The sequence below is a fragment of the Bradyrhizobium tropiciagri genome (genome assembly GCF_001189845.1).
Taxonomy (GTDB): domain Bacteria; phylum Pseudomonadota; class Alphaproteobacteria; order Rhizobiales; family Xanthobacteraceae; genus Bradyrhizobium; species Bradyrhizobium tropiciagri.
Genome location: NZ_LFLZ01000015.1, coordinates 107,522 through 133,404, shown reverse-complemented (window position 1 = coordinate 133,404; position 25,883 = coordinate 107,522). Strand labels below are relative to the sequence as shown.

24 protein-coding genes and 3 pseudogenes are annotated in these 25,883 nt (G+C 61.0%); 19 read left to right on the top strand and 8 right to left on the bottom strand.

What is annotated here, in order from left to right:
* Positions 1 to 35 precede the first annotated feature (35 nt).
* Positions 36 to 1,268 carry an ABC transporter substrate-binding protein gene (locus AKN84_RS15085; protein WP_050421471.1) on the top strand — a complete coding sequence of 411 codons (1,233 nt, stop codon included), beginning with the start codon at positions 36 to 38 and terminating at the stop codon, positions 1,266 to 1,268.
* A gap of 63 nt (positions 1,269 to 1,331) precedes the next feature.
* Here AKN84_RS15085 and AKN84_RS15080 read toward each other — a convergent pair whose 3' ends face one another.
* Together AKN84_RS15080 and AKN84_RS15070 are read right to left on the bottom strand one after the other, a co-directional pair.
* Entirely contained in the window at positions 1,332 to 2,195 is an 864-nt protein-coding gene (locus tag AKN84_RS15080) for an AraC family transcriptional regulator (RefSeq protein WP_244485120.1), read from the bottom strand.
* Positions 2,196 to 3,468: 1,273 nt separating this feature from the next.
* Entirely contained in the window at positions 3,469 to 4,029 is a 561-nt protein-coding gene (locus tag AKN84_RS15070) for a MarR family winged helix-turn-helix transcriptional regulator (protein ID WP_244485118.1), read from the bottom strand.
* A gap of 188 nt (positions 4,030 to 4,217) precedes the next feature.
* Here AKN84_RS15070 and AKN84_RS15065 point away from each other — a divergent pair, with 188 nt between their 5' ends.
* The 9 genes and pseudogenes from AKN84_RS15065 (at position 4,218) to AKN84_RS15025 (ending at position 13,665) form a co-directional block, all read left to right on the top strand.
* Positions 4,218 to 6,476 (top strand): xanthine dehydrogenase family protein molybdopterin-binding subunit, encoded by a 2,259-nt coding sequence (locus tag AKN84_RS15065; protein ID WP_128970832.1) that lies wholly within the window; start codon positions 4,218 to 4,220, stop codon positions 6,474 to 6,476.
* A gap of 4 nt (positions 6,477 to 6,480) precedes the next feature.
* Positions 6,481 to 6,930, top strand: coding sequence for an SRPBCC family protein (locus AKN84_RS15060; RefSeq protein ID WP_050421468.1), 450 nt, complete (start codon positions 6,481 to 6,483; stop codon positions 6,928 to 6,930).
* Positions 6,931 to 6,932: 2 nt separating this feature from the next.
* Complete coding sequence (locus tag AKN84_RS15055) at positions 6,933 to 7,808, top strand: FAD binding domain-containing protein (protein ID WP_050421467.1); 876 nt, start codon at positions 6,933 to 6,935, stop codon at positions 7,806 to 7,808.
* A complete protein-coding gene (locus AKN84_RS15050; protein ID WP_050421466.1) occupies positions 7,805 to 8,284 on the top strand; it encodes a (2Fe-2S)-binding protein in 480 nt (159 codons plus the stop codon). The genes AKN84_RS15055 and AKN84_RS15050 overlap by 4 nt, the downstream gene beginning before the upstream one ends.
* A gap of 38 nt (positions 8,285 to 8,322) precedes the next feature.
* Positions 8,323 to 9,534, top strand: a complete 1,212-nt coding sequence (locus tag AKN84_RS15045) for an FAD-dependent monooxygenase (protein WP_128970831.1) — start codon at positions 8,323 to 8,325, stop codon at positions 9,532 to 9,534.
* A gap of 31 nt (positions 9,535 to 9,565) precedes the next feature.
* The gene (locus AKN84_RS15040; protein WP_050421465.1) at positions 9,566 to 10,282 is read left to right on the top strand and encodes an isochorismatase family protein; all 717 of its coding nucleotides are present in this window, start codon (positions 9,566 to 9,568) and stop codon (positions 10,280 to 10,282) included.
* A pseudogene (locus AKN84_RS15035) lies at positions 10,279 to 11,090 on the top strand (alpha/beta fold hydrolase). Before AKN84_RS15040 ends, AKN84_RS15035 begins: the two are co-directional and overlap by 4 nt.
* A 60-nt stretch (positions 11,091 to 11,150) precedes the next feature.
* The gene (locus tag AKN84_RS15030) at positions 11,151 to 12,203 is read left to right on the top strand and encodes a 2,5-dihydroxypyridine 5,6-dioxygenase NicX family protein (protein WP_128970830.1); all 1,053 of its coding nucleotides are present in this window, start codon (positions 11,151 to 11,153) and stop codon (positions 12,201 to 12,203) included.
* Between the two features lie 112 nt (positions 12,204 to 12,315).
* Complete coding sequence (locus tag AKN84_RS15025) at positions 12,316 to 13,665, top strand: MFS transporter (protein WP_050421464.1); 1,350 nt, start codon at positions 12,316 to 12,318, stop codon at positions 13,663 to 13,665.
* A 242-nt stretch (positions 13,666 to 13,907) separates the two neighbouring features.
* On the opposite strand, the gene AKN84_RS47365 is transcribed toward AKN84_RS15025, so the two are convergent.
* The 4 genes from AKN84_RS47365 to AKN84_RS15010 all read right to left on the bottom strand — a co-directional run bounded on the left by AKN84_RS47365 (position 13,908) and on the right by AKN84_RS15010 (position 15,982).
* Complete coding sequence (locus AKN84_RS47365; RefSeq protein ID WP_157863306.1) at positions 13,908 to 14,060, bottom strand: hypothetical protein; 153 nt, start codon at positions 14,058 to 14,060, stop codon at positions 13,908 to 13,910.
* A 303-nt stretch (positions 14,061 to 14,363) separates the two neighbouring features.
* On the bottom strand, positions 14,364 to 15,089 hold the full coding sequence (locus AKN84_RS15020) for an SOS response-associated peptidase (protein ID WP_050421463.1): 726 nt from the start codon (positions 15,087 to 15,089) through the stop codon (positions 14,364 to 14,366).
* A gap of 3 nt (positions 15,090 to 15,092) precedes the next feature.
* Complete coding sequence (locus AKN84_RS15015) at positions 15,093 to 15,542, bottom strand: hypothetical protein (protein WP_050421462.1); 450 nt, start codon at positions 15,540 to 15,542, stop codon at positions 15,093 to 15,095.
* 44 nt (positions 15,543 to 15,586) lie between these two features.
* A complete protein-coding gene (locus AKN84_RS15010) occupies positions 15,587 to 15,982 on the bottom strand; it encodes a hypothetical protein (RefSeq protein ID WP_193399656.1) in 396 nt (131 codons plus the stop codon).
* Between the two features lie 144 nt (positions 15,983 to 16,126).
* Here AKN84_RS15010 and ku point away from each other — a divergent pair, with 144 nt between their 5' ends.
* The 3 genes and pseudogenes from ku to AKN84_RS14995 all read left to right on the top strand — a co-directional run bounded on the left by ku (position 16,127) and on the right by AKN84_RS14995 (position 18,389).
* Positions 16,127 to 17,059: a non-homologous end joining protein Ku gene (gene ku / locus AKN84_RS15005; RefSeq protein ID WP_050421493.1), complete on the top strand. Its 933-nt coding sequence runs from the start codon at positions 16,127 to 16,129 to the stop codon at positions 17,057 to 17,059.
* A 4-nt stretch (positions 17,060 to 17,063) separates the two neighbouring features.
* Positions 17,064 to 17,730, top strand: a pseudogene (locus tag AKN84_RS15000) (HAD family hydrolase).
* A 45-nt stretch (positions 17,731 to 17,775) separates the two neighbouring features.
* Positions 17,776 to 18,389, top strand: a pseudogene (locus AKN84_RS14995) (cell envelope biogenesis protein TolA).
* Positions 18,390 to 18,487: 98 nt separating this feature from the next.
* On the opposite strand, the gene AKN84_RS14990 reads toward AKN84_RS14995, so the two are convergent.
* A complete protein-coding gene (locus AKN84_RS14990; RefSeq protein WP_050421460.1) occupies positions 18,488 to 18,754 on the bottom strand; it encodes a hypothetical protein in 267 nt (88 codons plus the stop codon).
* A 911-nt stretch (positions 18,755 to 19,665) separates the two neighbouring features.
* Here AKN84_RS14990 and AKN84_RS14985 point away from each other — a divergent pair.
* Positions 19,666 to 21,678: a ParB/RepB/Spo0J family partition protein gene (locus tag AKN84_RS14985; protein ID WP_128970828.1), complete on the top strand. Its 2,013-nt coding sequence runs from the start codon at positions 19,666 to 19,668 to the stop codon at positions 21,676 to 21,678.
* A 708-nt stretch (positions 21,679 to 22,386) separates the two neighbouring features.
* A complete protein-coding gene (locus AKN84_RS14980) occupies positions 22,387 to 22,698 on the top strand; it encodes a DUF736 domain-containing protein (RefSeq protein WP_050421459.1) in 312 nt (103 codons plus the stop codon).
* Positions 22,699 to 23,830: 1,132 nt separating this feature from the next.
* Here the strand turns inward: AKN84_RS14980 and AKN84_RS14975 are convergent.
* Positions 23,831 to 24,277: a hypothetical protein gene (locus tag AKN84_RS14975; protein ID WP_128970827.1), complete on the bottom strand. Its 447-nt coding sequence runs from the start codon at positions 24,275 to 24,277 to the stop codon at positions 23,831 to 23,833.
* 53 nt (positions 24,278 to 24,330) lie between these two features.
* On the opposite strand from AKN84_RS14975, the gene AKN84_RS45425 reads away from it, so the two are divergent.
* From AKN84_RS45425 to AKN84_RS47360, 4 genes are all read left to right on the top strand, one after another.
* Positions 24,331 to 24,540, top strand: coding sequence for a helix-turn-helix domain-containing protein (locus tag AKN84_RS45425; RefSeq protein WP_069278491.1), 210 nt, complete (start codon positions 24,331 to 24,333; stop codon positions 24,538 to 24,540).
* Positions 24,541 to 25,086: 546 nt separating this feature from the next.
* A complete protein-coding gene (locus AKN84_RS45420; protein ID WP_128970826.1) occupies positions 25,087 to 25,386 on the top strand; it encodes a hypothetical protein in 300 nt (99 codons plus the stop codon).
* 112 nt (positions 25,387 to 25,498) lie between these two features.
* A complete protein-coding gene (locus AKN84_RS14965) occupies positions 25,499 to 25,711 on the top strand; it encodes a hypothetical protein (RefSeq protein WP_050421456.1) in 213 nt (70 codons plus the stop codon).
* Positions 25,701 to 25,874: a hypothetical protein gene (locus AKN84_RS47360; RefSeq protein WP_157863305.1), complete on the top strand. Its 174-nt coding sequence runs from the start codon at positions 25,701 to 25,703 to the stop codon at positions 25,872 to 25,874. The genes AKN84_RS14965 and AKN84_RS47360 overlap by 11 nt, the downstream gene beginning before the upstream one ends.
* Positions 25,875 to 25,883: the final 9 nt, after the last annotated feature.

Below are 25,883 nucleotides of genomic sequence, written 5' to 3'. Positions count from 1 at the left end.
GATATTCTTGCAGCCAACCAAAAAGGGGGAACTACATGAGAAAGCACAGCGAAAGCGGTTTGACCCGCCGGTCCTTGATCGGTAGCGGAATTGGCGCCGCCATCGGGTTCGCATCGTGGCAGTCAAGGGCGGCCACCCCGGCCAAGGTCCGCGTCGGTGCAATCAATCCGAGCAGTGGCGTCCTGGCGTTTCCGGGGCAGGCTTGCGTGCGCGGCATCGATGTCGGTGCAAAATTCGCAAAGGAGAAGTTCGGTATAGAGCTGCAGATCATCCATGCGGACACGCAAAGTCGGCCGGAGAACGGACGGATTGCCGCCGAGAACCTGATCAGGCAGGGGTGCACGGTACTTATCGGCGCGTGGGATTCCGGAGCAACCATCTCCGCGCTTCAGGCCGCAGAAGCCGCAAAAGTGCCTATGGTCGTTCACATCGCGAGCGCGACCCAGGTGACCTCTCAAGGATTCACCGAGGTGTTCAGGTATTATCCGACGTCCCTGACAATCGTCAGGAAGTCCCTCATGGAGCTGAAGTCACTCCTGTCCTCGATCAAGGACGCTCCAACAAGCGCCGCCGTCATGCACCTCAACAATGCGATGGGACAGTCGACCGCGGCGAGCATCGATCAGGCCTGGAAGGAGGTCGAAGTGCCCCTCAGGATTGCCGAGTACATTCCATACGATGAAAGAGCCAAGGATCTTTCGGTCGAGGTTGCAAAAGCCAAAGCGTCAGGCGCGGACGCGTTGGTCTCCGTGACGCGTGTCAACGACGCCATCATGATCATTCGGGAATGCACCAAGCAGGGGTGGAATCCCAAAATGATCTTCTCACCCAACTCGAATGGCGTGCAGGACAAGGCGTACTATGACGCGTTGGGCAAGTACGGCGACGGCGCGATACTCTCGACCCTGTGGTACAATCCGAAAGCGCCCGACGCCGCGGCGATCCTGAAGCGATTCGCGTCCGATTATCCAAATGACTGGGTCGACGGGAATTCAGGTTGTGCCTTTGAAGCTGTTCAGATTGTTGCGGACGCCGTAAGCCGCGCCGGTTCTTCCGAGTCCGCTGCGATCCATACCGCGCTTAAAGGAACGGACATGACGCCGATCCTGATGTCCAGCGGCAAGATCAAGTTCGACGCCAATGGCCAGAATATGGGCAGCGACGTGACCATCCTTCAAGGGCAGAACGGGAAGCCTCGCGTGGTGGCGCCGCAGTCGGTCGCCGAAGCTGCGCTCCAATACCCTCTCGTCCCATTCAACTCGCGATAGGAGACGCCGCGAGCTGCGGCCCCAGCGGGCGATGTTGGGGCCAGCGTCCCCGGGCGAAGGTCTTCAAGCCAAGGGCTCACGGCCTACGAAGCTGGATCGCTCGGCAAGGAAGCGGCGCGGGCTCTTGCCCATTGCCTTCTTGAACATGGTTATGAAGGCGCTGGGGGTCTCATAGCCCAGATCGAGCGAGACGGCCTGAACGGAAGATCCCGCAGACAGCCTCTGCAGTGCGACGAGGATGTGAAGGCGCTGTCGCCAGCGTCCGAACGTCATCCCGGTTTCCTTCAGCACCAGGCGGGCGAAGGTCCGGACACTCATCGCATATCTGGTCGCTAGTTCGTCGATTGTGCTGCGATCGCCGGGGTCATGGAGCAGCGATGCCGCGAGATGCTGAAGTCGCCTGTCGGTGGAGATGGGCAAGTACATCTGTTCGCTGGACATCTGCACCAATTCGTCGAGTAGCACGCGTCCGAGCCGGCTGGTCGGCCCGTCGACCGGATACAGGGGAGGAAAGACGGAGAGCCGATGTATCAGTTCACGAACGAGCGACGATATCGTGAATGTGCAGCACGTGCTCGGAAGCGTACTCGCCTGCGGATCGATGAAGACGACGTAGACCTTTCCATTGTCCGAGACGCAATTGCTGTGCATGACGCCGGCCGGTATCCACACGGCACCCTGCGGCGGAACGATCCATAGTCCGCCGGGGGCACGACACATCACCGATCCATGTGAAGCGACAACGAGTTGCCCTTTCTTGTGTGAGTGGAGCGGAAGCTCGTCGTTGTCTTCGCCGGTTTCGATGCAGAATGAGGTGATCGGTCGATCGAACTGATCCGGATCAATCGGATCGTAGTTGATCCGAAGCTCGGGCAAATTCATTCTAGCAAGACCAGGATCCATTTCGGACGTGGATAACATGCTCATGGAATTCGCTCGTTAGTGGCTACGGTTCCCGCAATTCAGGAGGCGGAGATAAGGGGCTCGCCTGAGTCCGGGTCAAGATAGCGCCCCGGGAAATGCTCGTCACCGAAAACTAACATGAGGACGCGAGAATCCGATCCTGCGGGTTAGCCTCGTCCATTCCCGGGACGAGGATCTGATGACTGTCACGGCTGGCCATCGTCGGGCTCCGCAATGGGGAAAGCAGCCGGAAGGCTCAACGCAGGGAGCTGCCGCGACAAGACGCGTCTTAGGGTGTCAGACCGGGCACCGCTTCGACGGTAGAAAATGCCGCGTTGCTGCGTCAATCGGCTCCACCGATCGCGCTTTCAAGGCTGTCCGCGAGGGTTTTCGCCAGAAAATGCCGCGACCTCCAATGCTACCAAGGAACAATTTCGCAGAAAGTCGGCACGGACGTGTTGCCGATTGGAAGGCGAAAGCCAGGCCGCGCAGGCTGTGAGGTCGAAAGACGGAAGGCCGCGCCGTGCGATCGCTCGGGGGCAATTGAATATGGCGGAGGATAATCGAACTGTCTTCAGCATATCCTTGAGCGCTCAGGAGCAGGAGTTCGCGGCAGCATGCCGAGACTTTGTTCTGCAGAAGAAACCCGAGCTCAGATCGTCCATCGTTGTAGCGAACAATATGCTTTCGATCGCCAACCAGCCACATGTCCGGCAGGCATTCATGGAATTGGGCCTGGCTAGATTGGTCCGCGTTCTGCGGCTCGCGATCGTGGGTAAAGCGATTGCGATCAGGAGAGCACCCAGATTGCTATTTGATCTCGCGCGCTTCAGGACAAAAATTGTCCGGACCCTGCGCAGACGCGCGGGATAGCCGCACTTCGGGGACGGCGTCGATCGATCGTGCGACGAAAGCCATTCGGTAGATGGCCAGTGATGGACTCCATCAATTGTTGTGATCGTGTCGTCGTCGGCTGCAGACAAGCTGGCTGGTCTATGCAGCATGGTGCGCGCGCCGATGTGGCTTGTCCCAACTCTGTCACGCGAAAATGCCGGAAACTAGCGTAGTTCCGTCTTCTTCAGCACAAAATGCGGCGCGGCATACCGGATAGTTCTGTTCGCTGAGATCGTTCGTTGGGCTGTCTTCGATCGAGATCCGCGTTCGGCGTTTGCGAAGGATCCCCATCCTTCGCTTCCTCCCTATACTTGGCCCGGCTCTTGCCGGGCCATTTTTTTCGCTTGGCGGCGGCTGAAGCGTTTACGGGATTAGCTTGTCGGCCGGCTCAGCGCTGTGGGGCTCAGCGGCGTATGATTTTCTTGAGGATCTCGGTCAGAGTCCGAAATTCTTCCCTGGTCAAGGGGGCAAATGTCTCGCCGGAAATCTCACCAATGGTCTCGATGGCAGCGTCCGCCGTCCGCCTCCCTTTGTCCGTTAATTCGATCTGCCGTCGTCGTGGGTCCAAAGGATCCTTGGAGCTCTTGATCAGCCCGCGCGATTTGAGGCGATTGATGACGCCAGTGATCGTTGCTGAATCATAGTGGATCAGTCGTCCCAGGTGATTTTGAGAACATGATCCGACTTCCCTCAGTTTTGCCAACGTCGAGAATTGGGGTGGGGTCAGTTCTTCGATCATTTTCGCGACAAAGATCGATGTGTGGGTACGGAGCGCGACGCGCAACAGGAATCCTGGTGCATCGTCCAACCTGTAAGACTGTGCGGCCTCTTTCGGCTTCTCGGTCAGAGCCGTCTTGGTTTTCGGTTGCACGATATCGTCCCTTTGCGGCACTTGGCCGTGGCTCGGCTTGAACAAAGCTGATTGCTCGCCCTCGGGAGTCCCGAGTTGATCATTTGTGTACATTCGTTGACCCCAAGAATCCATGCCGTCTGACCGCGAGCCCTATCCGTCCGGTGGGCCGGTATCACTTGTGTACAAGTGTAGCACTTGCATACGAGTGATAGATGGGGTAGGGGTTGAGGATTGCCCCCTGGGAGGAGCCGCGCAGGCTTTCTGACCATCGGCGGCGACCTCGCACCCCGGACCCGAGCATGTCGGTGACTGACAGCATGAGTGCCGTACGACCCGACCTCATCGAGAAGGTTACGGGGCGGGCAGAATACGTTACCGACCTCGTGATCCCGGCGATGCTGCACGGCTTTGTGGTTCGTTCGCCGGCTACTCACGCGCGCGTCTCGTCGATTGACGCGAGCGTTGCCAGGTCCGTGCCCGGCGTCGTCGACGTGCTCATCGGAGCGGATGTCGTCTCGTTCGGTTGCTGGGGGGTCGTGCTCAAGGACCGGCCGATCATGGCAATCGACCGAGTCCGGTATGTGGGCGAGCCGGTCGCCGTGGTGATCGCCGAGACCGTCGAGATCGCCGAAGCCGCCGCGGAGCTTGTCGACATCGCGTACGACGAAATCCCTCATGCAACGACCATCCGTGCAGCGATGATGGCGGATGCGGCGCTCATCCATGAACATCACGAAAACCTCGAAGACTTCTACTTCAAGGGCGGCGCCAGGCCGACACCGAGCAGCAACATCTTTCACACTTACAGGAACAACGTTGGAGATGTTGACGCTGCGGAGGCGGTCGCGGCGTACGTTCACGAAGACCACTTCACTTTTCCGGCGATCTCGCATTTCGCGATGGAGCCGCACGCGGTCATCGCCGACTTCCATGGAGACTCCCTGACGGTCTGGGCAGGTGCGCAGACGCCGACCGCGGTTCAGAAGGTCCTGTCCAGGCTGTTTGGCCTGGCGCTGGCCAAGGTCCGCGTGATCGTCCCGTTTGTTGGCGGGGGATTCGGCGGCAAGGCATCCGTCAAGATCGAACCGTTGGTCGCCGCCGCGTCCTGGAAGGTGCGGCGCCCGGTTCGGATCGCTCAATCCATGGCGGAATCGATGCTCACCTGCCGAAGGCTCGGCGCTGACATCACGATTCGAACCGCGGTCGATGCCAACGGACGGATCCTCGCGAAGAGCGCCAGGCTTCTGCTCGACGGCGGAGCGTATTCAGATACGGGCTCAGCAGTCGCCACGAAATCGGCGAATCGCATCATGGGGCCATACGTGGTGCCGAACATGCGCCTCGAAGCATGTGCGGTTTACACGAACACCGTCCCTGGCGCGGCATTCCGCTCAATCGGTGGCCCTCAGGCGGTTTGGGCCAAGGAATCGCACATGGACAATGTGGCTGCGGCAATCGGCATGGACCCGACCGAGTTCCGCATGCTGAATCTGGCCTCCCGTGGTGAGCGCATCCGCCCCGACCTGCGCGCGCTCGACATGGATATGAGCGAGTTGATCGGCCGGGTGACGCGGTCGTTCGCGCCGGAAGCGAAACCCTCCAACCGCCGTGCGCGTGGATTGGCGATTGCCGCAACCGATCCGGCGAATACGCCGATCAGCAACGCGATCGTGCGTCTCAAGATCGATGGGTCGATTCTCGTTTCGGTCTCGAGCATCGAGGTTGGTCAGGGTGCGCACGCGACGATGGCCCAAATCGCGGCGCAGACATTGAAGCAGAAGGTGTCTGCGGTCACCGTCCTGCGCTCGGATACGGCGGTCGCCCCTTACGACTGGGGTACCGGCGCGAGCCGCTCGACCGTCGTCGTCGGCCTCTCTGTCGAGAGCGCCGCTCTCGACGCAGCCGATCAGATTCTCGACATGGTTGCCGAGGTCTGGGAGCTTCCTCGCGACGGCCTGTCACTCGTCGAGGGAGGCGTCTCGACTGGTCCAGAAGTTCTCACTTTCCATCAGATATTTCACCGCAGCCTGGGTGTCGATTCGGGAGAAGTCGTCGGCCGCGGCGCCATCATGCCGCGTTCGAAGAAAGGCTCCCTGGCGGAGTCACCTCTGTTCTGGGAGACATCCGCGGGTCTCGCAGAGATCGTGGTCGATGAGGAAACCGGCGAGATCCGTGTGCCTCGGTACGCCAGCGCCGCCGACGTCGGTCTTGTGATCAATCGCGTCGCTGCGGAAGGCCAGGATGAGGGCGCTGCTGTCATGGGGCTCGGTCACGCGCTTCACGAGGCGCTCGAGTTCGAGGACGGGCAACCCGTCAACGCGACGCCGATCGATTATTCGATCCCGCGGATCTCCGACGTGCCGCCCTCGTTCGACACGATACTTGTCGAAAACGGCGACGGCCCCGGGCCTGGCGGCGCCAAAGGAATGGGCGAGGGAGCGATCCTGCCGGTCGCACCTGCGATCGCCAACGCGCTGTTCGCCGCCTACGGCATCCGAATAACCGATCTGCCAATGACACCCGAAAAAGTGTGGCGCGCACTCCAGAAGAGGAACTGAATTCATGGAATTCAACATGTCAATGGCGGTGCCGGCGACCCCGGCGCAGCTTTGGAGCACGCTGCTCGACGTTCCACGCATATCAAGTTGCATTCCCGGGTGCGAAAGTGTCGAGGAAATCCAGCGGCATGCAGCCTACAAAGCAACCGTCAAGCAGAAGATCGGTCCTTTCAAGCTCGAGGTGCCGGCTGACATCATCGTTGAATCGATCACCGAGCCGTCTCACGTGCGCACCCGCGCTACGGGCCGCGACAAGATCACAGGAACGCGGCTGGCGGTTGTCCTCGATGTGACCGTCACGCAGACCGGTTCTGGTTCCACATTTGCCGTGGACGCGAAAGTCGACGTGCAGGGCCGGCTTGCGACAATGGGATTCGGCATCATCAAACGTCGGGTCGATCAGAACTTCGAAGAGTTCGAGAAGCGGCTCAAAGAAATGCTGGGTGCGGCCTGATCATGCTGCCGTCACCCTTCCAATTCGAGCGGCCTTCGACGATCGCCGACGCCGTGCGCGCCGTCGGCGATTCCGGCGACGGCATGTTCTATGCTGGCGGGACCGAGTTGCTGCTCGCGCTGAAAATGCGCGTCATCCGTGCAGACCGCCTCATCGACATCAAGGGTATCCCTGGGCTCGATTGCATCGCCGTCAACGACATAAACGAGATCGAGATCGGCGCGCGCTGCACGCACAGGAAGATCAGCGACGATTCCGTCATCCGCGAGCACGTGCCGGCGCTGGCATCGCTCTGCGCGGAGGTGGCAAATATCAGGGTCCGGAACATCGGAACAATCGGCGGCAACCTCTGCTTTGGAGAGCCTCACGCCGATCCGCCGACGATGCTCGCGGCCCTCAACGCACGACTGGTACTCGAGGGATCCCGGGGGACGCGTGAAATTCCCGCCGATGATTTTATCCGAAGCGAAATGGAAACGGTGCGCGAACCTGACGAGCTGCTGAGAGTGATTGTGTTCCCGCGGCCCGCGGGACCCGTAACCTATCGTCGGTTCAAGCATGGTGAGAGGCCTTCCGTGAACGTCGCGATGGCCTGGTCACTGAACGCCGGCGGGAGCACGATCAGGAGCGCCCGTGTGCGGGTCGGTGCGCTTGGTTCGCGGCCACAGCCTTTGGCGGCCGTCGAGGATGCCCTCCGAAACGTAGTGGTAGCAGAGGCCCGTCGGGCGATTGAGACCGCGCTTCCCGCAGCCTTGGATCAGCTCGAAGTCAACGCCGATCGGCATGGCGGGGCCGATTACAAGCGTCACATTGCAGGCGTGCTCCTTCTGCGTAACGCCGATGAGGCGGTCATCGCCGGTGGGAGCTGGCTGAAATGACACAGGTATTGGCGATCTCCTTCTCGTTGAACGGCAAGACGATCGTCGTCGACGTCCCGGCCCATATGCTTTTGATCGACCTCATCCGAGATCGTTTGGGCCTCAGGGGAACGAAACGTTCCTGCGACATGGAAGTGTGCGGCGCTTGCACGGTCCTTCTCGACGGCGGGCCGATCTCGAGCTGCACAACGCTCGCGGTCGATGTGGACCGGCGCGAGGTCACTACAATCGAGGGCGTCACGCCGCCGGACGGACTATCCCCGATCCAGGAGGCGTTCGTGCTTCATGGAGGCCTGCAGTGCGGCTTTTGCACGCCCGGGTTCATCATGGCGGTCACGGCGCTCTTCAAGACAACGCCACATCCGACAGACGCGGAAATCCGGCACTATCTCGACGGCAATCTTTGCCGCTGCACCGGTTACACCAAGATTTTCGAAGCCGTGAAGAGCCTTGCGGGCCGGCAGGATGCCGCTTGAAACCACGCGAGACGGCGCAGCTACTTTTTGGAGGTATCATGAGTATTGATCAGGTCAAAAGAACGAGCGTCTTGATCGCGGGCGCGGGCATCGGCGGCTTGGCGATGGCGTTATCGCTGCTCCGACGCGGCATCGATTGCGACGTTTTCGAGCAGGCGTCCGAGTTGCGTGAAATTGGCGCCGGCCTTTGGGTCTCCATGAACGGCGTGCGCGTACTTCGCGATCTCGGCCTCGCCGAGCAAGTCGAACAGAATTGCATCGCGGCCGAGCGACGTTCCATCCGGCTCTGGAACACCGGTGAAACGTGGTCCCTGTATAACCGGAGCTCCGACGCGGCCCGTAACCAACCCTACCTTCTGCTGCGCGCGCACCTGTTGAAGATCCTTGTCGACGGTGTGCGGCGATTGAAGGCGGACGCCATCCATCTGAACGCCCATGTTGTCGGATTCCGCCAGAGCCAGGAAGGAATTCGAGCCCGGCTCGCGGATGGCCGCGAGATCGAAGGTCGGGCGCTGATCGGCGCCGACGGTTCGCATTCGAAAGTCCGAACCGGACTGATCGGACAAATCGAAAGCCAGTACACCAACGCAATCGCCTGGCGTGGTCTTGTGCCGGTCGACCGGCTCGAGCCGCATCAACGCGAGGCCGTGGTGTCGACCTGGATCGGGCCGACCGCGCATGTCACGGCATATCCGGTCCGTTGGCAGAACACGGAATTGATGACGTTCTCGGGTCAGGTCGATCGTAACGACTGGCTCCTGGAATCCTGGTCGGAGAAAGGGTCCGTCGAGGAGTGCCTGAAGGACTTCGTGGGCTGGCATCCCGACATCATCGCGCTCGTCAGCAACGTCGAAAGCCTTCACAAGTGGGGTCTGTTCGTGCGGCCTACGCTGGCTGGTTGGTCGCAAGGACGGGTCACGCTTCTTGGAGATGCGTGCCATTCCATGCTGCCATATCTCGGTCAGGGAGTGAACATGGCGTTGGAGGACGCCTCCGTTCTCGCCCGATGCCTCGAGCAGCACCCCGACGATCCAGCGAGAGCTTTCCAGACATATCAGCGCCTACGCCTAGATCGCACAACCAGGGTTGTGAAGTCCGCGGCCGGGATGTTGCCGATCTTCCATAACCCGGCGCTCTCAAGGGCCGAAACGGCGGGAGACTACATCAGGACGCAGTGGGCGCCGGCAGCGACCGCCGCTCGTTACGACTGGATCTACCAGTACGACGCGACCGCCGTTCCTCTTCATTGACATCTCTCCCCACGAGCACCGGTGCACAAGGATGATCGGCAAAGAGCAGCCCTGGGACAGGGTAATACCGCTTGAAGAGCGCGAGACCTATGCGATCGCAGGATTGGGTGGCGCGGCTGGATTCGGCAAGCGGCCCGCGCTCCTGGTGATTGACGTGCAGTACCGCTCGGTCGGTGACCAGCCGATGCCGATCCGCGAGGCGATCAAGCAATATCCAACCAGCTGCGGTGAGGTTGGTTGGCAGGCCATAGCGCAGATTTCCGATCTGATGCGGCTGTTTCGCGGGAGAGGATGGCCGGTGATATTTCCGCATGTCGCCTGCAAGGTCAGCCATGACCGTGGGGCATTCGCGGCAAAAATTCCAGCCATCATGCAGATTCCGCCCGAGGGCTACGACTTTGTTCGCGAGGTGGCTCCGGAGCCGGGGGAGCTGCTGCTGCCAAAGACGCAGGCAAGCGCATTCTTCGGCACCCCGCTCACGACGTATCTCGTCGGAGCCGGGATCGATTCACTGGTTGTGACCGGCTGCACGACCAGCGGCTGCGTCCGGGCATCGGTCGTCGATGCATGCGCGCTGAATTTCAAATCGATCGTGCCGAGCGATGCCGTCTACGATCGTTCGCCGACTTCGCACGCCGTCAACCTGTTCGATATAGCCAGCAAGTACGCAGATGTGATGCCCACCTCGGAAGCCATCGAGCGGCTTCATGCGCTGCCGGCTGATCGTACGCAGGATCGCCCGACATGAGTGTCGCCCAGGTCCCCGGTCTGCTCTACGGCGCTCACGTGCGCGCAAACGGCATCCGCCAGCATTACCTGCGCTTCGGCGGAGCCGGTCCTGCCATCATCATCGTCCCGGGCATCTCGACCGCCGCGGCACAATGGGCGTTCATCGCGGAACGTTTGTGCATCGGACACGACGTCTATGTACTCGCGTCCGGGGGCGCGGCCTTTCCGAAAGCGGACCGCATCTCAATTATTCGCTGGATGCCTGCGCCTCCGATCTGGTCTCGTTCGCCGCGGCGCTGGAAATAGGGGCGTATACCCTGCTCGGCCACTCCATGGGCGCCCGGATCGGAATTCGTGCCGCGCGCTGGCGTCCATCGTCCATAAGACGGTTGATCCTGGTCGATCCACCGGTCTCCGGCCCCGGACGTCGCGCCTACCCAAGTCCGATCGGGCCTCTTCTCAAGCTGCTTCATAGCGCAAGCCTTGGAGAAGCGGACGCGGCGCTGCGAAGCCCGTCCGCGCCGCGCTGGCCCGAAAAGCACATTCGTGCCCGGGCCGAGTGGATGCACACCTGCGACGAGCGCGCCCTGATCGAAAGTCACAAGGGCTTTCATCACGATGACATTCACAATGATCTCGCCAACCTCAGCGTCCGCACTTGGCTGCTCGTTGCAGGCAAAGGCGACGTCATCCGTCCCGAAGATGAAAGAGAGATTCAAAGATTATTGCCGTCCATCGAGATCAAGCGACTGGAGAGCGCAGGTCACCAAATGCACATCGACGACACGGAACGCTTCCTTTCGATCGTCAGTGACGTCCTCGCCTGACCGCTCGAAAGACCGGTCGGAGCGCTGCGAATACATGACTGGCAAGGGAGATGACTTAAGATGACCCGACAACGCATCGATGTTGAAATGCTCGAACTCTTCAAGGCCGAACTTGCACTTTGCAAGGTGAGGGAAGGCGAGGTCGTAGCTGTCCTGAGCGGCGGCGAGGATCAGTCGGAGTATGCCCAGACGTTCATGCTGGCCGCGCGGAGCCTTGGCGCGACTACCTTCCACCTCAATGTTCCAAAGTACGGCCAGAGCAAGGTCGCGGGCCAGCAGGGCAGACACGCGCTGAGCGGCAACCAGCCGGCGATCGACACGCTCAAGCGTGTGGATATGGTGATTGATCTTCTGGGCCTGCTGTTCTCTCGCGAGCAGCTCGAAATTCAGGAGACGGGCACGCGCATTCTGCGCGTAATGGAGCCGTTCCACATTCTCAAGAAGATGTTCCCGACTGAGGATCTCCGCCGGCGAACCGAGCTCTCACGAACCCTCCTGCAGTCAGCCAGAACCATGCGCATCACGTCGCCGGGCGGAACAGATGTGACCTACGGCCTAAAGCAGTATCCGGTCATTTCCGAGTACGGATACACCGATGAGCCGGGCCGCTGGGATCATTTCCCGTCAGGATTTGCTTTCACGCAAGCCACGGATGGGGACGTCAACGGCACTGTCGTTCTGATGCCGGGCGACATTCTCTGCGCATTCAAGCGCTACGTCCAGTCTCCGGTCATGCTCACCATCAAGGACGGCTACATCGTCGACCTCAAGGGCGAGGGCACCGATGCGACACTCATCAGGAGCTATATCGACAGTTTCGGCGATCCGCGAGGTTGGGCAATCTCGCATATCGGGTGGGGATCGAATGAGCGCGCCGACTGGCACCATATAGCTGCATCTCAGCAGCTCGCGTCGGAGCACATCATGAACGCGCTTTCCTTTTATGGAAACGTTCTGTTCTCGACGGGACCGAATACCGAGCTTGGCGGCACGAACGACACGCCGTGCCATCTCGATATCCCGCTTCGCGGCTGCAGTCTCTGGCTCGACGATGTCCACATCCTCGACAAGGGCGAGTTTGCCTACCCGGAGTTGAGGTCGCCCGGCCGCTAGGCCTCGCCATCGAACCGGGCGCCCGGAGCCGTATTTGCGGCTCCCAATGACGCGGAAAGCGCTTCGGCGGCGATCATCCACTGTTCAGCTCTTTCAACGGGAAACTCATTGCATGTCTAAAACCGTCTCAGGCGTGGAAGATTACACGGCCAGGCAACGCTATTCGATCATGATCTCGGCGATGTTGGGATACATTCTCGACTTCTACGATGTCCTGATCTTTCCATTTCTCCTGCCCGCGATCCAGCGCTCAATGTCGCTATCGTTGACCGAGATCGGCTCTCTGCAGGCCCTGACACTCTTCGGATCGGCGATCGGCGGGGCCCTGTTCGGCGTCATCGGTGATCGCCTTGGCCGAAAGACCTCGCTCCAGCTCACGATCGCGCTGTTCTCGGTCGCGGCGATTATTTCCGCATTCGCATGGAACTACTGGTCGCTTGCGGTTCTGCGGTTCATTACCGGCATCGGTCTTGGCGGCGAGTATGGCGTCGGCATGGTGCTTTTCAACGAAGCCTGGAAGAAAGGCAGCCGAGGTTTTGGCGCAGCTGCGCTTCAGGGCTGCGCCGTGATCGCATCGTCCACGGCTTCGATCTTCGGAATCTGGCTCATCGCGACGTTCAGCGACGAGTGGAGCTGGCGCCTCGGCCTGCTGAGCGGCGGAGTGCCGATTCTGCTGATCATCTTCATCCGCTTCTTCATGCCTGAGTCGAAGATCTGGCTGGAGTACGAGGCACAACGCAAGGCCGGTCAAGTTGCCGCGGCGGCCCGCACCCTTCCTCTTGCAGATCTGTTCCGCAACGGCCTGGCGCGGCAGACCGCCACTGCCTTCGTATGGCTGATGAGCTACATGCTGTGCTATTACAGCGTAGTCTCCTTCATTCCGACGCTGTTGCTCCGGGATATGCATACGCCGGGCGACGTCGTTCGCACCACGGCCGTTCTTCTTTCCGTGGTCAGCGGGATCTGCTACTTGGCCAACGGCTTTTTCAATGACAGAGCCGGTCGTCGCTTCGGTGCTCTCGTTCCGGCGTTATTCTGGATCGGATCCCTGGTTGGCATGGCAGTGTGGGGTAGTCAGCTCTACGCCGGTTCGAAGACGGAATGGCCAATGTTCTGGCTCTACATCGGTTTCGGGGTCGGAAACGTGGCGCTCGGTGTGACAGGCGTCTGGATCTCGGAGCTCTATCCGGTCAATTTGCGTGCGACGGCGGTGTCCACATTCTATATGGGCGGTCGCGGTCTTGGCAGCATCGCACCGGTCATTGTACCCCTTGCGGCCGCTCATTTCGGCGGAAGCCTGCTAAATGGCATGGTTGCCGTGGCCCTTCCCGCCGCAGCCATCTTCGTTCTGGCTTCTCTTCTGCTTCCTGAGACGCTCGATCGGGATTTGTCCGCGAAGGGCTTTAAGGTCGATGCCGAATCGGAGCCGGCGATGAAGGCTGCTCCGGCCTCGAGTGTATGATGTACTCGTGAAAATCACCCGGCCTGATGAGAGCTTATCGATGCGCGCTCACTCGCCGGCCCTTTGGACGATGGGGCAGGCAGGCGGCCACCGGCAGATTCGAGTTCAGATGGCATCTCTGGACGAGCGATCTACTCTGCTCGGGTTACTTTGAGGCCCGCCTCCGCGGGTCTTCCGGGCGAGCTCACAAGCAATGCCGTGCTTCGACCCGATTCCGCGGATCCTGAACGACGTCAGGACAGTCAATCGGTCAGCTGCCGTATCTCGATGATCCGCCATCGCGCGCCGTCGAACCATCGTTCCGCAGTGTTGCGCGCCGAATCCTCGTTAGGTGCTTTGAGGTCGGTCTTCAGGCTCTTTTCCCCGTTGGCGAGCTGAACTCGAAATGTAGCCATGAGCGATTCCTTGCTTGGATCGCAAGGTTGGCCGGCACATGGTTAATCAAGCGTTAATTTGCAAGTTCGTTCGAGAGTCAACGCGTCGTCCAGCGGACAATCCGCCGACGAGCAAGCACTCCGTCGTGAATGCGACGGAGTTGATGGCAGCGGGACCTGTCGCCGTGGTTGCCTCACGCCCGTCGGCGCTCGCGCCACCGCGCAGGCCCGGATTACCCCGCGGCTCGACCGATGCGTAGAAGGCATCCATGTCGACGTGAACGATCTTGCCCGGTGGCGTAGGACCCGATCTCGTCTGGTCGATCACACCGCCGGCCCGGTCGGATCTTCCTTATTGCCGCGAGCGACGATCTGCAGTGACCTGTCCGGCAGGGGCCGCTGAAGCTTCAGGGCCTCGTCCGGAGGGGCCGTCATCCAGGACTCGACCTCTTCCGGCGTCGTCAGGATCACGGGCATCGCTTTCGGGTGGATGGCGCCGACCTCTGCGTTCGGGTCCGTCGTGAGAAACGCATAGAGGTCGTTGGTGGTTTCCCCTTCCTTGACCTTCCGCACGGACGTCCAGTTGGTCCAGATGCCTGCGAAGCAGGCGAGGCGACGGGTCTCGTCGAGCGCGAACCAGATGTCGCCGCCTTCGGCCTTATTGAATTCGCTGAATGAGTTGAACGGTACCACACAGCGATTCTCGACGCCGAGCCAGCGAGACCAGTGTTTGCTCTTCGCGTTGCGGATGTTGGTCGTGCCGCCGTCCGGCTCCATTCTGAGCAATTCCTTGAATTCGACCGCCTTGCCCTTGGCCTGCAGCTTTTCGGCTCGTTTCTTGGTGGCGTCCATCAGTGCCTTCGATGACGACGGCATTCCCCATCGTGCCGTGGCGAGCTCGCGGCCCCCGGCTCCGTTGCGCACGATCGGTGCCTGGTAGTCCGGAAACACGCCGGGCATGGGGGCCAGATTGCCCACGTATCGGTTCACGACGCGGAATAGCGCGCTGATAGCCGCCTGGTTTGTCGTGATCGAGTAGAGATTGCACATCGGTCAGGCTTCGGGTCTGGGGTGGCGAGGCTGCCAGGCCAACTGTAGCAGAATAGCGGATGGACGCCGGCCCGCCTTGATGCACTTGCGGCAGCGTAGCCGGCTGGCAAGGTCGTGCACGAAGGTCGTCGGTGGGTGCTTCATCGCCGCGAGATCCACGTCGCTTGGCGTCTTGCAGCGAGCGCACATGATCTCAAGCCAGGGAAAGCCTCCGTTCACGGCCTGATCGATGGTGGGTGACGGATCGATGGGTTCGCCGTCGCTCCACATGCGCTCATTCCAGCTTTCGCAAAGCAGCCTGTCAGCTTGCTGGATCATGGCCTCGCCCTTTGCCCGCATCTCCGCCGATTGAGCGGCCAGGATGCTGGCCATCGCACGTGCCTTGCCGAGCTCTTTCGCCAGAGCCTTGCGATCGCCGCCCGACAGCGGCATGGGGTGATTCTTCGGGGCCATCCGGACATCCAGGCGCAAGAGATCGGATCGGCAATCGGGAAAAGTTACGGCGTCTCGAACGCCGGCCAACACCCGTCTTCTTCATGCCTGCCGGTGCGCTGCTGGCAGGTGTTGTCGAGCAACCGCTGGGCCACGTCCTTCCAGACCGCGTTGCGGCCATACAATCGGACCGCATCAGCGGTCTGGATTTCCACGAGCCGCTCGCAGCGGCGGCAGGAGACACGCAGCACGTGGCGCTGAATCTCGGAAATACGTCGCTGTCGCTTCTCGGCTCCGCTCTCGTCGGCGCGAGGGTCCTTCAGGACTGATTCCCAATATTCCGCCGGGAGTGGCGCACCTGGAGCCGCAGAGGAGGGGGCCGGTCTACGGGCAGCTTCAGCGGCCAGTTTCTCCATCTGCTTCGGGGTCGGCATGCGCCAGCTCGCGGGTCGATCGGTCATTCTGAATTAGAACATAACAAGAACAAATGTCGAGTCCGGTCAGGTCCTTTCGATAAAAAATCATCCTGATGGGAGTGGAGGTGATGTCGGAACCAAGCCGTGCCGTTCGTCTTGAATCCGGCGTCAGTAATGGAGTTCCCCGCGATGGCCCCGCGCGCAAACTGGAAAGGCTTCCTGCGTCTTTCCCTCGTCACCTGTCCGGTAGCGCTCTATCCGGCCACGTCGGAATCCGAAAAGGTCTCGTTCAATCAGCTCAACCGGAAGACCGGCCACCGCATCAAATACGCCAAGGTGGACGCCGACACCGGCGAGGAAGTCGACAACGAGGACATCGTCAAAGGCTACAAGGTCGACACCGACACCTTCATCGAGGTGACGAAAGAGGAGCTCGAAAACGTCGCACTGGAATCGACGCGAACGATCGAGATCGACGAGTTCGTCGACCGTAGCGAAATCGATCCACGCTATCTGATCCGCCCTTACTACCTGACTCCGGACGGCAAAGTCGGGCACGACGCTTTCGCGGTCATCCGCGAGACCGTCCGAGAGATGAACAAGGTCGCGATCGGTCGCGTGGTGCTGACCAATCGCGAGCACATCATCGCGCTGGAGCCGCTGGACAAGGGGCTGATGGGGACCCTGCTGCGCTATCCCTATGAAGTCCGTTCCGCGGAGGAATATTTCGACGATATCCAGGATGTCAAAGTCACCAAGGACATGCTCGATCTCGCCAGGCACATCGTCAATCAGAAGGCGGGCCACTTCGAGCCGGACAAGTTCGAAGACCAGTACGAAACCGCCCTCATCGACCTCATCAACCAGAAGCGCGCGGGCAAACCCGTCACCGCCAAGGCGCGTCCTCGGGGCGAGAACGTCGTCGACCTGATGGACGCGCTGCGCAAGAGCATTGGAAGAGACGGGGCGGCAGCAACAGAGGTTCCGAAGAAATCAGGCAAGAAACCGCGCAAGGCGGCGGCCGGGCAGAAGGAAATGCTGATGCCGATCGCAGGCAAGAAACCGGCGAAAGAGGCTGCGGCGAAGAAGCCGGCAGTCAAACCGCAGCGGAAGTCGGCTTAGTGTCGTGAAACATCCAAAAGCCGCTATCTTCGACCTGGACGGCACTCTTCTCGACTCGGTGGATCTCCACGCGCTGGCATGGCAGGAAGCCATGCTCCAGTTCGGCCACGATGTGAGTTTCGAACAGGCACGAAGCCAGATAGGAAAAGGGGGAGACAAGCTCATTCCCGTTTTCCTGTCCGCCGACGAACAACGCGACCACGGCAAAGAATTGGAGGAGTGCGCGGCAAGCGTTTAAGACCGAATATCTACCGCTCGTGCGTCCCTTCTCGGCGGTCGCGGACCTGCTGCGACGCGTTCGCGATGCCGGACTTCGGATAGCGGTTGCTTCCTCGGCCAAGAAAGATGAAGTCGGTAAGTATCTCGACATCGCTGGCATCACGGACCTGGTAGATGTGATGACGTCCTCAGATGATGCCGAGGAATCGAAGCCTGCACCGGACATTTTCGAGATCGTTCTCAAGAAGCTCAAGGTCGAAGGCGCGGACGCCGTCGCGATTGGTGATACGCCCTACGATGCCGAAGCAGCGGGGAAGGCCAAGGTCGCCACCATCGGCGTGCTTTGCGGCGGGTTCACCGAGAGCTCGCTGAGGCAAGCCGGATGCGCCGAGATCTATCCCGGGCCGGCAGCGCTATTCGCTCGCTTCCGGCATTCCTTGCTTGCGCGATAGGTGAAACGGCGCATCGTATCGCGTCGGCGGGCGGGGATGCGTGTCATGGCGAGAAAACTGAAAACCTACCAGACCTCGCTGGGCTTCTTCGATCTGGCGATAGCCGCGCCCTCCATGAAAGCGGCGCTGGAAGCGTGGGGCGCAGACAGCAATCTCTTTCATCAGGTGCGGCGAAGGAAAGCGATGATCCGGACGTCATCGCCGCGACCATGGCAAAGCCTGGCGTCGTGCTCAGACGCCCAGTCGGATCCGACGGATCTTTCAACGAGCATGCCGATCTGCCCACCGATCTTGGCGACGGCAAACCAACGAAAGCCGCCCGCAAGTCGAAAGACTCAAAGGCGAAGACGTCTGGCTCTCGTCCCGTCGACAAGGCTGCGGAGCGAAAGGCCGCTCTTGACTACGAACGGGAGGAAGGGCGTCGCGAGCTTGAACGAGCGAGAGAGGAGGCCGCCAGGCAGAAGGAGCGCGAACGCCGTCAGCAGGCGGTCGACAAGGCGCGGCCTGCGTTCGATAGGGCCGAACAGGAGCACGCGAAACGGGCCGCGGCGATCCAGGCCGAGGTCGAGGCTCTCGAGAAGAGGTCGCAGGCCGAAGAAGCCCGCTGGGATAAAGAGAAGACGCGATTGGAGACTGCGCTGCGGCGCGCGCGGGGCTAGCTAGGTCAATGCGCGCAAGCGCGTGGAGAAATAGATGGGCCGCTGAGATGGAAAGGCCGGCCTGGCGTTTAGACTCAGCACAAGCCCTTCTATAGCGCTCACTTAGCCTGGAGGCATTCCGGGCAGGTATCACCGATCGAGTTCAGCACGTCGAGCACCTCGGCCGCAGCTGCATCAGGGGAGATGCCTGATGGTGGGTCTCCACGCGCGATATCAAAGGCCCGCTCTCGTGCGTGCGGATCGCCGTGATCCTGCATCCAACCGTGCTCGTCGCACTCGTGGATTGCGCCCGCTTCCTGGAGCACCTGGATCGCCCATCCCCGCAGGGTCCGCATTGCTGGCCTTCGTTCTCGCGTCGTCAACATTGAGATAGCTCCTGCTACGACGAATCCTTAGGTCTGTCATTCGTTCCTCCGCTATCACGGGGCAGCGATTCGTGATGAGGAGAGAGTAGGGTTGTGTGTGCAATGAGCGACGCGCCCCGGCTTCTCGAAGAGCTGCAATCGTTTCTGATACTTCGGATTCGAATGTTTGACGCACAAACCAAATATTACTCTCGTCTTGGCTCTCCTGGTTTTGGTTTGAACGCGTGCGGCAGGCGCCGCGGCGGGCTCTTGTGAACCGAGTGCACAGTCGGCCAATTGGCTGCGATCCCTCGCGCAAGGAGTAGAATATAATGTGTCGCTCGCCGGAGGCACTCGCTCGCGGGCCCCCCGGCATTGCATGCCGGCGTCGTTATCACTGACCCGCGCTCGGGTGCCTTTTTAGACCGGTCTCGCGACCGCAGTCGCCTCGGTGCCCGCGGTCATTGCATGCCCGCGTCGCTATCACTGCACTCTCGTCGGCTGCGTTTCGATTTTCTCACTCTTGGCTTGATTACACTTCCTTTGCTTTGCCCAACAATCTCACGCTTGAGAGCATCACGCCATTGCTATCACCTAACCACCGCACCTTCGGTGCGGCGACGGCCGCTTCGCGTCTTTTTTCTTGAATGAAGACATTGAAGGGGCGCTGCCCCTCGCGCGCGCCAGGGTAAAGCGCCGGCTTTCGCCGACGCCGCCCCGAGCGGTCTCCCCGGTCTTCCGCGCTGCTTTCACGTTGTCGACTTTCGATGATGTGGCACACGCTTGTGCAGACCCGCTTCTCACGAAGCGGCCCTTCGGGCGGGCGATCCCCCACCGCCCGGGTCGTCCTGGCACTTGCTACCCCCGATCTCGCCGATGGGCAGGGGTGCAGGCGCGTGGTGCGCCTTGCACCCATGGAAGCAAAAGGAAGCATGATCATGTCGGCCAAAACAATTGGAATACCTGATGGAACAGAGGTTCGCATTCCGCTCGGCAAGCTCAAAAAGTCGCCGAAGAATGCGCGCCGGACGCCGCACAGCGGGGCCGCAATCGAGGCGTTGGCGGCGAGCATCGCCGTCAAAGGCATCCTGCAGAATCTGGTTGTCGAGCCGGAGGTCGATGGCGAGGGGGCGGCGACGGGGTTCTTTTGCGTGACCATCGGCGAGGGCCGGCGGCTGGCCCAGCTGCTGCGGGTGAAGCGCAAGGAAATCAAGAAAAACGAACCGATCCGCTGCGTCATCGATACCGCGAACGACCCTCACGAAATCAGCCTGGACGAGAATGTCACCCGGGAGAGGATGCATCCGGCCGACGAGTTCGAGGCGTTCCGGAAGCTCTCGGATGAGCGCGGGCTCGGTGTGGAGGAGATCGCGGCGCGCTTCGGCGTCACCGCGCATGTGGTGCGGCAACGCCTGCGGTTAGGCGCGGTGTCGCCCAAACTGGTGCAGCTCTATCGCGACGGCGAGCTGACGCTTGAGCAGCTGATGGCGTTTGCCATCACGGATGATCATGGCCGGCAGGAAGCCGTCTATGAGCGCCTGCCCTTCGACCCGGATGCTGCCACCATCCGCCGTCTGCTCACCGAGTCCCACGTTGCTGCCACGGATCGGCGAGCGCGTTTCGTCGGGCTCGAGGCCTATACAGAGGCGGGCGGCACGGTGCTGCGCGACCTCTTTACCGAGGATTGCGGCGGCTATCTGGAAGACGTCTCGCTGCTCGATCTGTTGGTGACCGCAAAGCTCGGCCGCGAGGCGGATAACCTGCGAGCGGCCGAGGGATGGCGGTGGACGGAAGCCCATCTCGACTTCCCGCATGCCCACGGTTTGCGCCGGGTCTACCCGCATCCGGTCGAGCTGTCGGCGGAAGATCAGGCCTCCCTTCAGGCGGTCCAGACCGAGCTCGACCGGCTGACCGAACAGCATCAGACGGCCGAGGAACTGCCCGACGACGTGGACGCGCGGCTCGGCGAGCTGGAGACTGAGATCGAGCGGCTGGAGGCAAAGCGGCAGGCCTACGATCCTGCCGACGTCGCGCGCGGCGGCGCCTTCGTGGTCCTCAATCACGACGGCACGGTGCGGGTCGAGCGGGGTTTCATCCGCCCCGAGGACGAGAAACCCCACGCTGAAACCGGGCATGAAGGCGACGCTCAGGCAGCGAAAGAAGAGGGCGAAGGAGGCGTCGAAGCTGCGCACGACGGTGAAGAAGAGGAGAGTGCCAGCGACGACGAGGACGAGGATCAACGGCTGTCTGACGCGCTCGTTCGGGACCTCACCGCGCATCGCACCTTGGGGCTGCGCCTCAATCTGAGTGAGCAGCCGGACGTCGCCATCGTCGCGGTGACGCATGCGCTGGCGGTTCAGATTTTCTATTTCGGGGCCAATGCTCATGTGGTCGGCATCCAACCGATGAAGACGGATTTGGCCGTGCATGCGGTTGGAATCGAGGACACGGCGGCCGGTAAGGCGTGGTCGGATCGCCATGCCAATTGGGCCAGGCAGATGCCCAAGGACGCCAGCGGGCTCTGGGAATTCGTGACCGGACTCGACCACGACAGCCGCATGTCCCTGTTCGCGCATTGCGCGGCATTGACCGTCAACGCGGTCAAACTGCCGTTTGACCGGAGGCCGCGCGCCCTCGCGGCAGCCCGGCATTTGGCCGAGGCGGTTGCCCTCGACATGACCGGATACTGGCGGCCGACGGTCGGCAGCTATCTTGGCCGCGTCACCAAAGCTGGCATTCTGGAGGCCGTCCGTGAAGGCGTCAGCGAGGAGGCCGCGGAGTGCTTGTCGGGCATGAAAAAAGCCGAGATGGCCGCCGCCGCCGAGCAGTTACTGGCGCCGACCGGCTGGCTACCGTCCTTGCTGCGGACGGCCAGGACGGACGATCGGGCTGATGCGCCAGATGACGCGCAGGGCAGTGCTTCCTGCTTGGAAGCTGCGGAGTAAATGGTGAGCCGGGGCCGCAAGGGCGGCCCCGGCAAGCTCCAAATTTGCGGCCGCGCGCCTGATGGCGCGCGGCCGGCTTAGAGGAAAAGAAGCGGCGATTACCCACGCTAGCCGCTCCTCAAATGCGGGTCAGGATCCATCCGACCCATGCCGCTTGCTGCACCCGGAGCGGTTGTGTCGCGCCATCCCTTGCCGTGACGAGGCGATCAGGTTGGAAGCCTTGATCGTGTCCAGACCTCGTGAGCCGAGACGCAATTGCGGCGGATACTCTTGGCGCCGCCGTCGTTTTCGCAAGCGAAAATGCGATTGAGTTCGCGCTCGTTTCCTGGTGCGTCGTTCCTGTCATTGATGCGCAGACGTCGGCCTTTCTTGATCGATCCGGTCGTTTTCCCGGTGCTGCGGTGGGCGCCGGTAGCCATGCTAATCCCGGTCAGTTTGGGCGTGGGCTCGCGTCCAACGCACCCTCGAATGGGCTGATCAGGCCCGAGGGACGGCAAGAGCCTCGATCGCCTTCCCGCAACAGCTCACGCCTGCTTTTTTCCCCTGCCGCCTGGCGGCGTCATTCCTCGCGCAAGACAAAAAAGCAGGCTTTCGCCGTCCTCCGCTGGCGCTGCGGGCCTTACGGCTGCGGGCCGATCGCTCCCCGGGCCAAGGACAGCCATCGAGGCTGCGATGGGCGCGGCCCGAGCAAAACAGAGGAAGATTATCATGGCGACCATCGGCACTTTCACCGCTTCGGACAACGGCTACACCGGCTCGATCAAGACGCTGACGCTCAACATCAAGGCCAAGTTCATGGCGTCCGAGAAGGACCACGACAAGGCTCCCGACTACCGCATTTTCGCCGGCGCAACCGAGTTCGGCGCCGCGTGGAAGAAGACCGTTCGCGACAGCGACCGCGAATATCTCTCGGTCAAGCTCGACGATCCGAGCTTCCCGGCTCCGATCTACGCCTCGCTGGTCAAGGTCGAAGGCGACGAGGATTTCACCCTGATCTGGTCGCGCCGCAGCGGCGACTGATCGCATCGGATCATCGGCCCCGCCTCCTCGGAGGCGGGGCCTTTTTGCGTTGCTTGCGCCGCTTTGGGAGGGAGAAGAGGAGCATTTTTGTGTTGGAAGAGGGCTTCGCAGCTCGCAAAAATGCGAGCGATCCGAGGGATTTTGACGCAGTATTTTTGAGCTGACGCTCGCATTTCGCGTGGAATTGAACTCCGCTTTTCGATCTTCGGAGGTGTGATTTCGTCCATCTCACGAGCAGTAATGATGCTTCAGCGCGCGCCCTCAAGGCTCAAATTGTCCGCCGCTTTTCAAGCGAAAGGGTTCGATTTTGTGCCGATGTGATCGATCACGCCGTGCATCGACTTGGCAATTTGAGCAAAGCCAGGGTGACGTAGCCCGATGAAGAGGATGGAAGGGAGTGACGACAAGATAAAAGCACTGTCGCCTAAAGGCGGCTAAGTGATTGTCTGCACATCCAAGAGTTAGCGCTGTTAGGGTCTGCGATATCGCCAGAGCCAAGCCAAGGCCAAGACGCGTCTTGCTGATTGCGTCTGCGGCCGCGAGCGTGTGGCCACGCGCCACCAGGGGACCACGCAACAGATCGATGGTGAATTTTCGTAGAAGCTTTGGGCTGTTAGACGAAGGGCATATGAGTGCAGCCAGCGGTCTTCGACATCTCTACTGTGAGCGTCCCAAGAAGGTGTGCCGTTGGAACGAGAGTGGAGCGTCGGACCATGAGCATGTTTCGCTCATTGGCCGGCGACACCAGAGTCAACGATGTCAATGTTCGCCATCTCCATCACGACGCCGTCAGGCGTTGGGTTTGCCCGGCGAGGTCGTTGGACACGGCGGCGCGCCGTTAGTTCCACATCATCATTGTCCTGATGCATCATCTCATGGGCCTAGGCAGCATCATGCTATGTGGGAGGGACCAGGAAATGGCCTCGCCGCGACGGGTGTCGCCAGGCGCTCGGCGAGTCAGCGCCTGTCGGCACTTAGCAGTCCGGCAAGGATTAAACGCATGCGCGCGCCGATTTGTCTCGCGAAAGGCCAGCGCTCTGGCTAATGGTCTCACTGGCGGAAATCAGCATTGGCCGGTGATCGCCAAAGACCCCTCAGCCGAACACAATAGCGGAGCCTCGCTGGGTCGCTTTCATGCCTCATTTGCCGAACGTTCGAACGACGCGATCGCGCGTTGCACCGCACGAGCTGAATCTTGAAGCCTATTCAGGAGCGTTCTCAGCTCCGCTTGTGTCGTTTCTTCCAGACGCAGGTTGTCGCCAGCCAGAAACTCCTGGATTAGGTGGTCAATGGAAACCGTCTTGACTGCTGACGAGTAAGCGGATGCCTCTCCAGCGACGGAGGACGCAATTCTACCGTCGCCTGCCAAAGCTATTTCCACCGACACGTTAGCGAGAACCGCGCGTTCGATCAGCCCGAGAGGGACTTCCAGTGAAGCCACAACTCTCCCGGTCGACACGTCGAGATAGCCGACGTTCGAGATTTCTCGCCCACATTTGACGAAGGGACTGAGGCTCAGCTCAACCAGACTTGCTGACATAGGTCGCCCAATTTCCTGGAAGGAGGGAAGGATACTCATTTTATGACTCATAGTCTATGGGCTAGACAGCACAGTTTCCCTTGCTGTCCTGCATGCGCTTGCAGGATCGAGTCGGTCTCAACATTCAAGAATTACGTCGGGCAAGGAAACTCAGCCAAGAAGAGCTCGCGGGCTTGTCCGAGGTTCATCAGACGTATTTGAGCGGGGTCGAAAGCGGCAAAAGAAATCCATCGCTCTTGGTGATTGAGCGGATAGCCAAGGCTCTTAGGGTCGATCCGGAGGAGTTGGTTCGTCGACGATGACTGGCAGGCGCCCCGCCGATTACGAAAGCTGTTAGGTGCCCGCGCGATGGTGCCGCGAAGGCGATAATTTCGCTTCGTGGGACCCGGCCTATTACTACAGTCGATGGTTGGCCCGGGCACAGGCATCCTAAACTTGGGGTGGAGGTTCGAGTCCTTCCCCCGCTACCGCGTATGACCCCCTGTTATGGTGGGCCTCCGGAAAGAGTCCTTCGCCGACCAGTGCGGCCATCCCCCTTGACCTCGACCGCGAAGGCTTCTCAAGGCTTTCGGGTGGACGATGACGCTGTGCACAAGTGACTGCCCCTTCTCAGTCGTCTAAGCGTGCGCCGGCTCCCAAACGGAACTCGTCAACGCGAACCGGAGCGACTGGAAGCACAGGCAGGCGCTTGCGACGCTGATGTTGGTCTTTGGCAGCAGCAAGCGCGCCTAGCATCCCGATAGGCAGCACGGCTTGCACGGTCGGCAGGGGCACCATGATGTTGACTGGCTGGTCAAGCAAGACTTGTTGGTGTGCGATGCCGGTGGCCGATACTCATCGACCCGTCAGTGAGAACGTTCCGCGCCGCATTCGAGGAGGAATTCGACGATCACCTCGAAGCCGTCAGGGCCAGGCGGCGGGCAATTGTCCGCCGCGAGGCCATCTACGTTCACATCTTCGGCCGTCGCAACAAGCACCTAATTTTATGCGGCGACGCAATCTGCGGCCCTTGGGCATGGACGATCAACCACAACGGTATCGCGCGCGAGCGGTTTTTCGGCACACCGATCAAGCCACCACAACCGAAACGTCGCAAGGGAAAGCGGGTGAAGCTCGTTCACATCGGGCGGCCACGGTTTCCGAGATAGAAGATGTCTGCGCAAGCCGCTGAATACTACCGTCAGAAAGCTGCCGAATGTGAGGATGAGGCGGCCAAGGCCACGACTGAAACAGGCGATCCCGGATGAGCCCCCCGCGCTTATGGTGGTGACCGAGCCGGCCCCGGCGACGCAGACCGTCTTCATGCTGCGCAGCGCGCATTACCGCGACCACGACGGCTGCAAGAAGTTTGCCGGTCAGTGGAACGACGCGACCATGCTCGTGGAGACCGCGCATCGCGCCCTCAATCGCGGTATTGCGACAGCCACGACCGACCCCCGCCGCGCCCAGCTCCGTGGCATGCGTGGCGGGTGACTTCAGCCCTCAAGCTCTGGATGTCGTTGACCTCGACGCAATCGTGGAACCCTATGCTGCGCCGCAGATCGAGCCTGATCCGGTGCTGCGCGAAGCGAACTTCACCGTTATCGACCGTAGCGCCGAAGCGCACACCATCGAGATCGCGGTGCCGCGCACGTGAAAAAGTCAG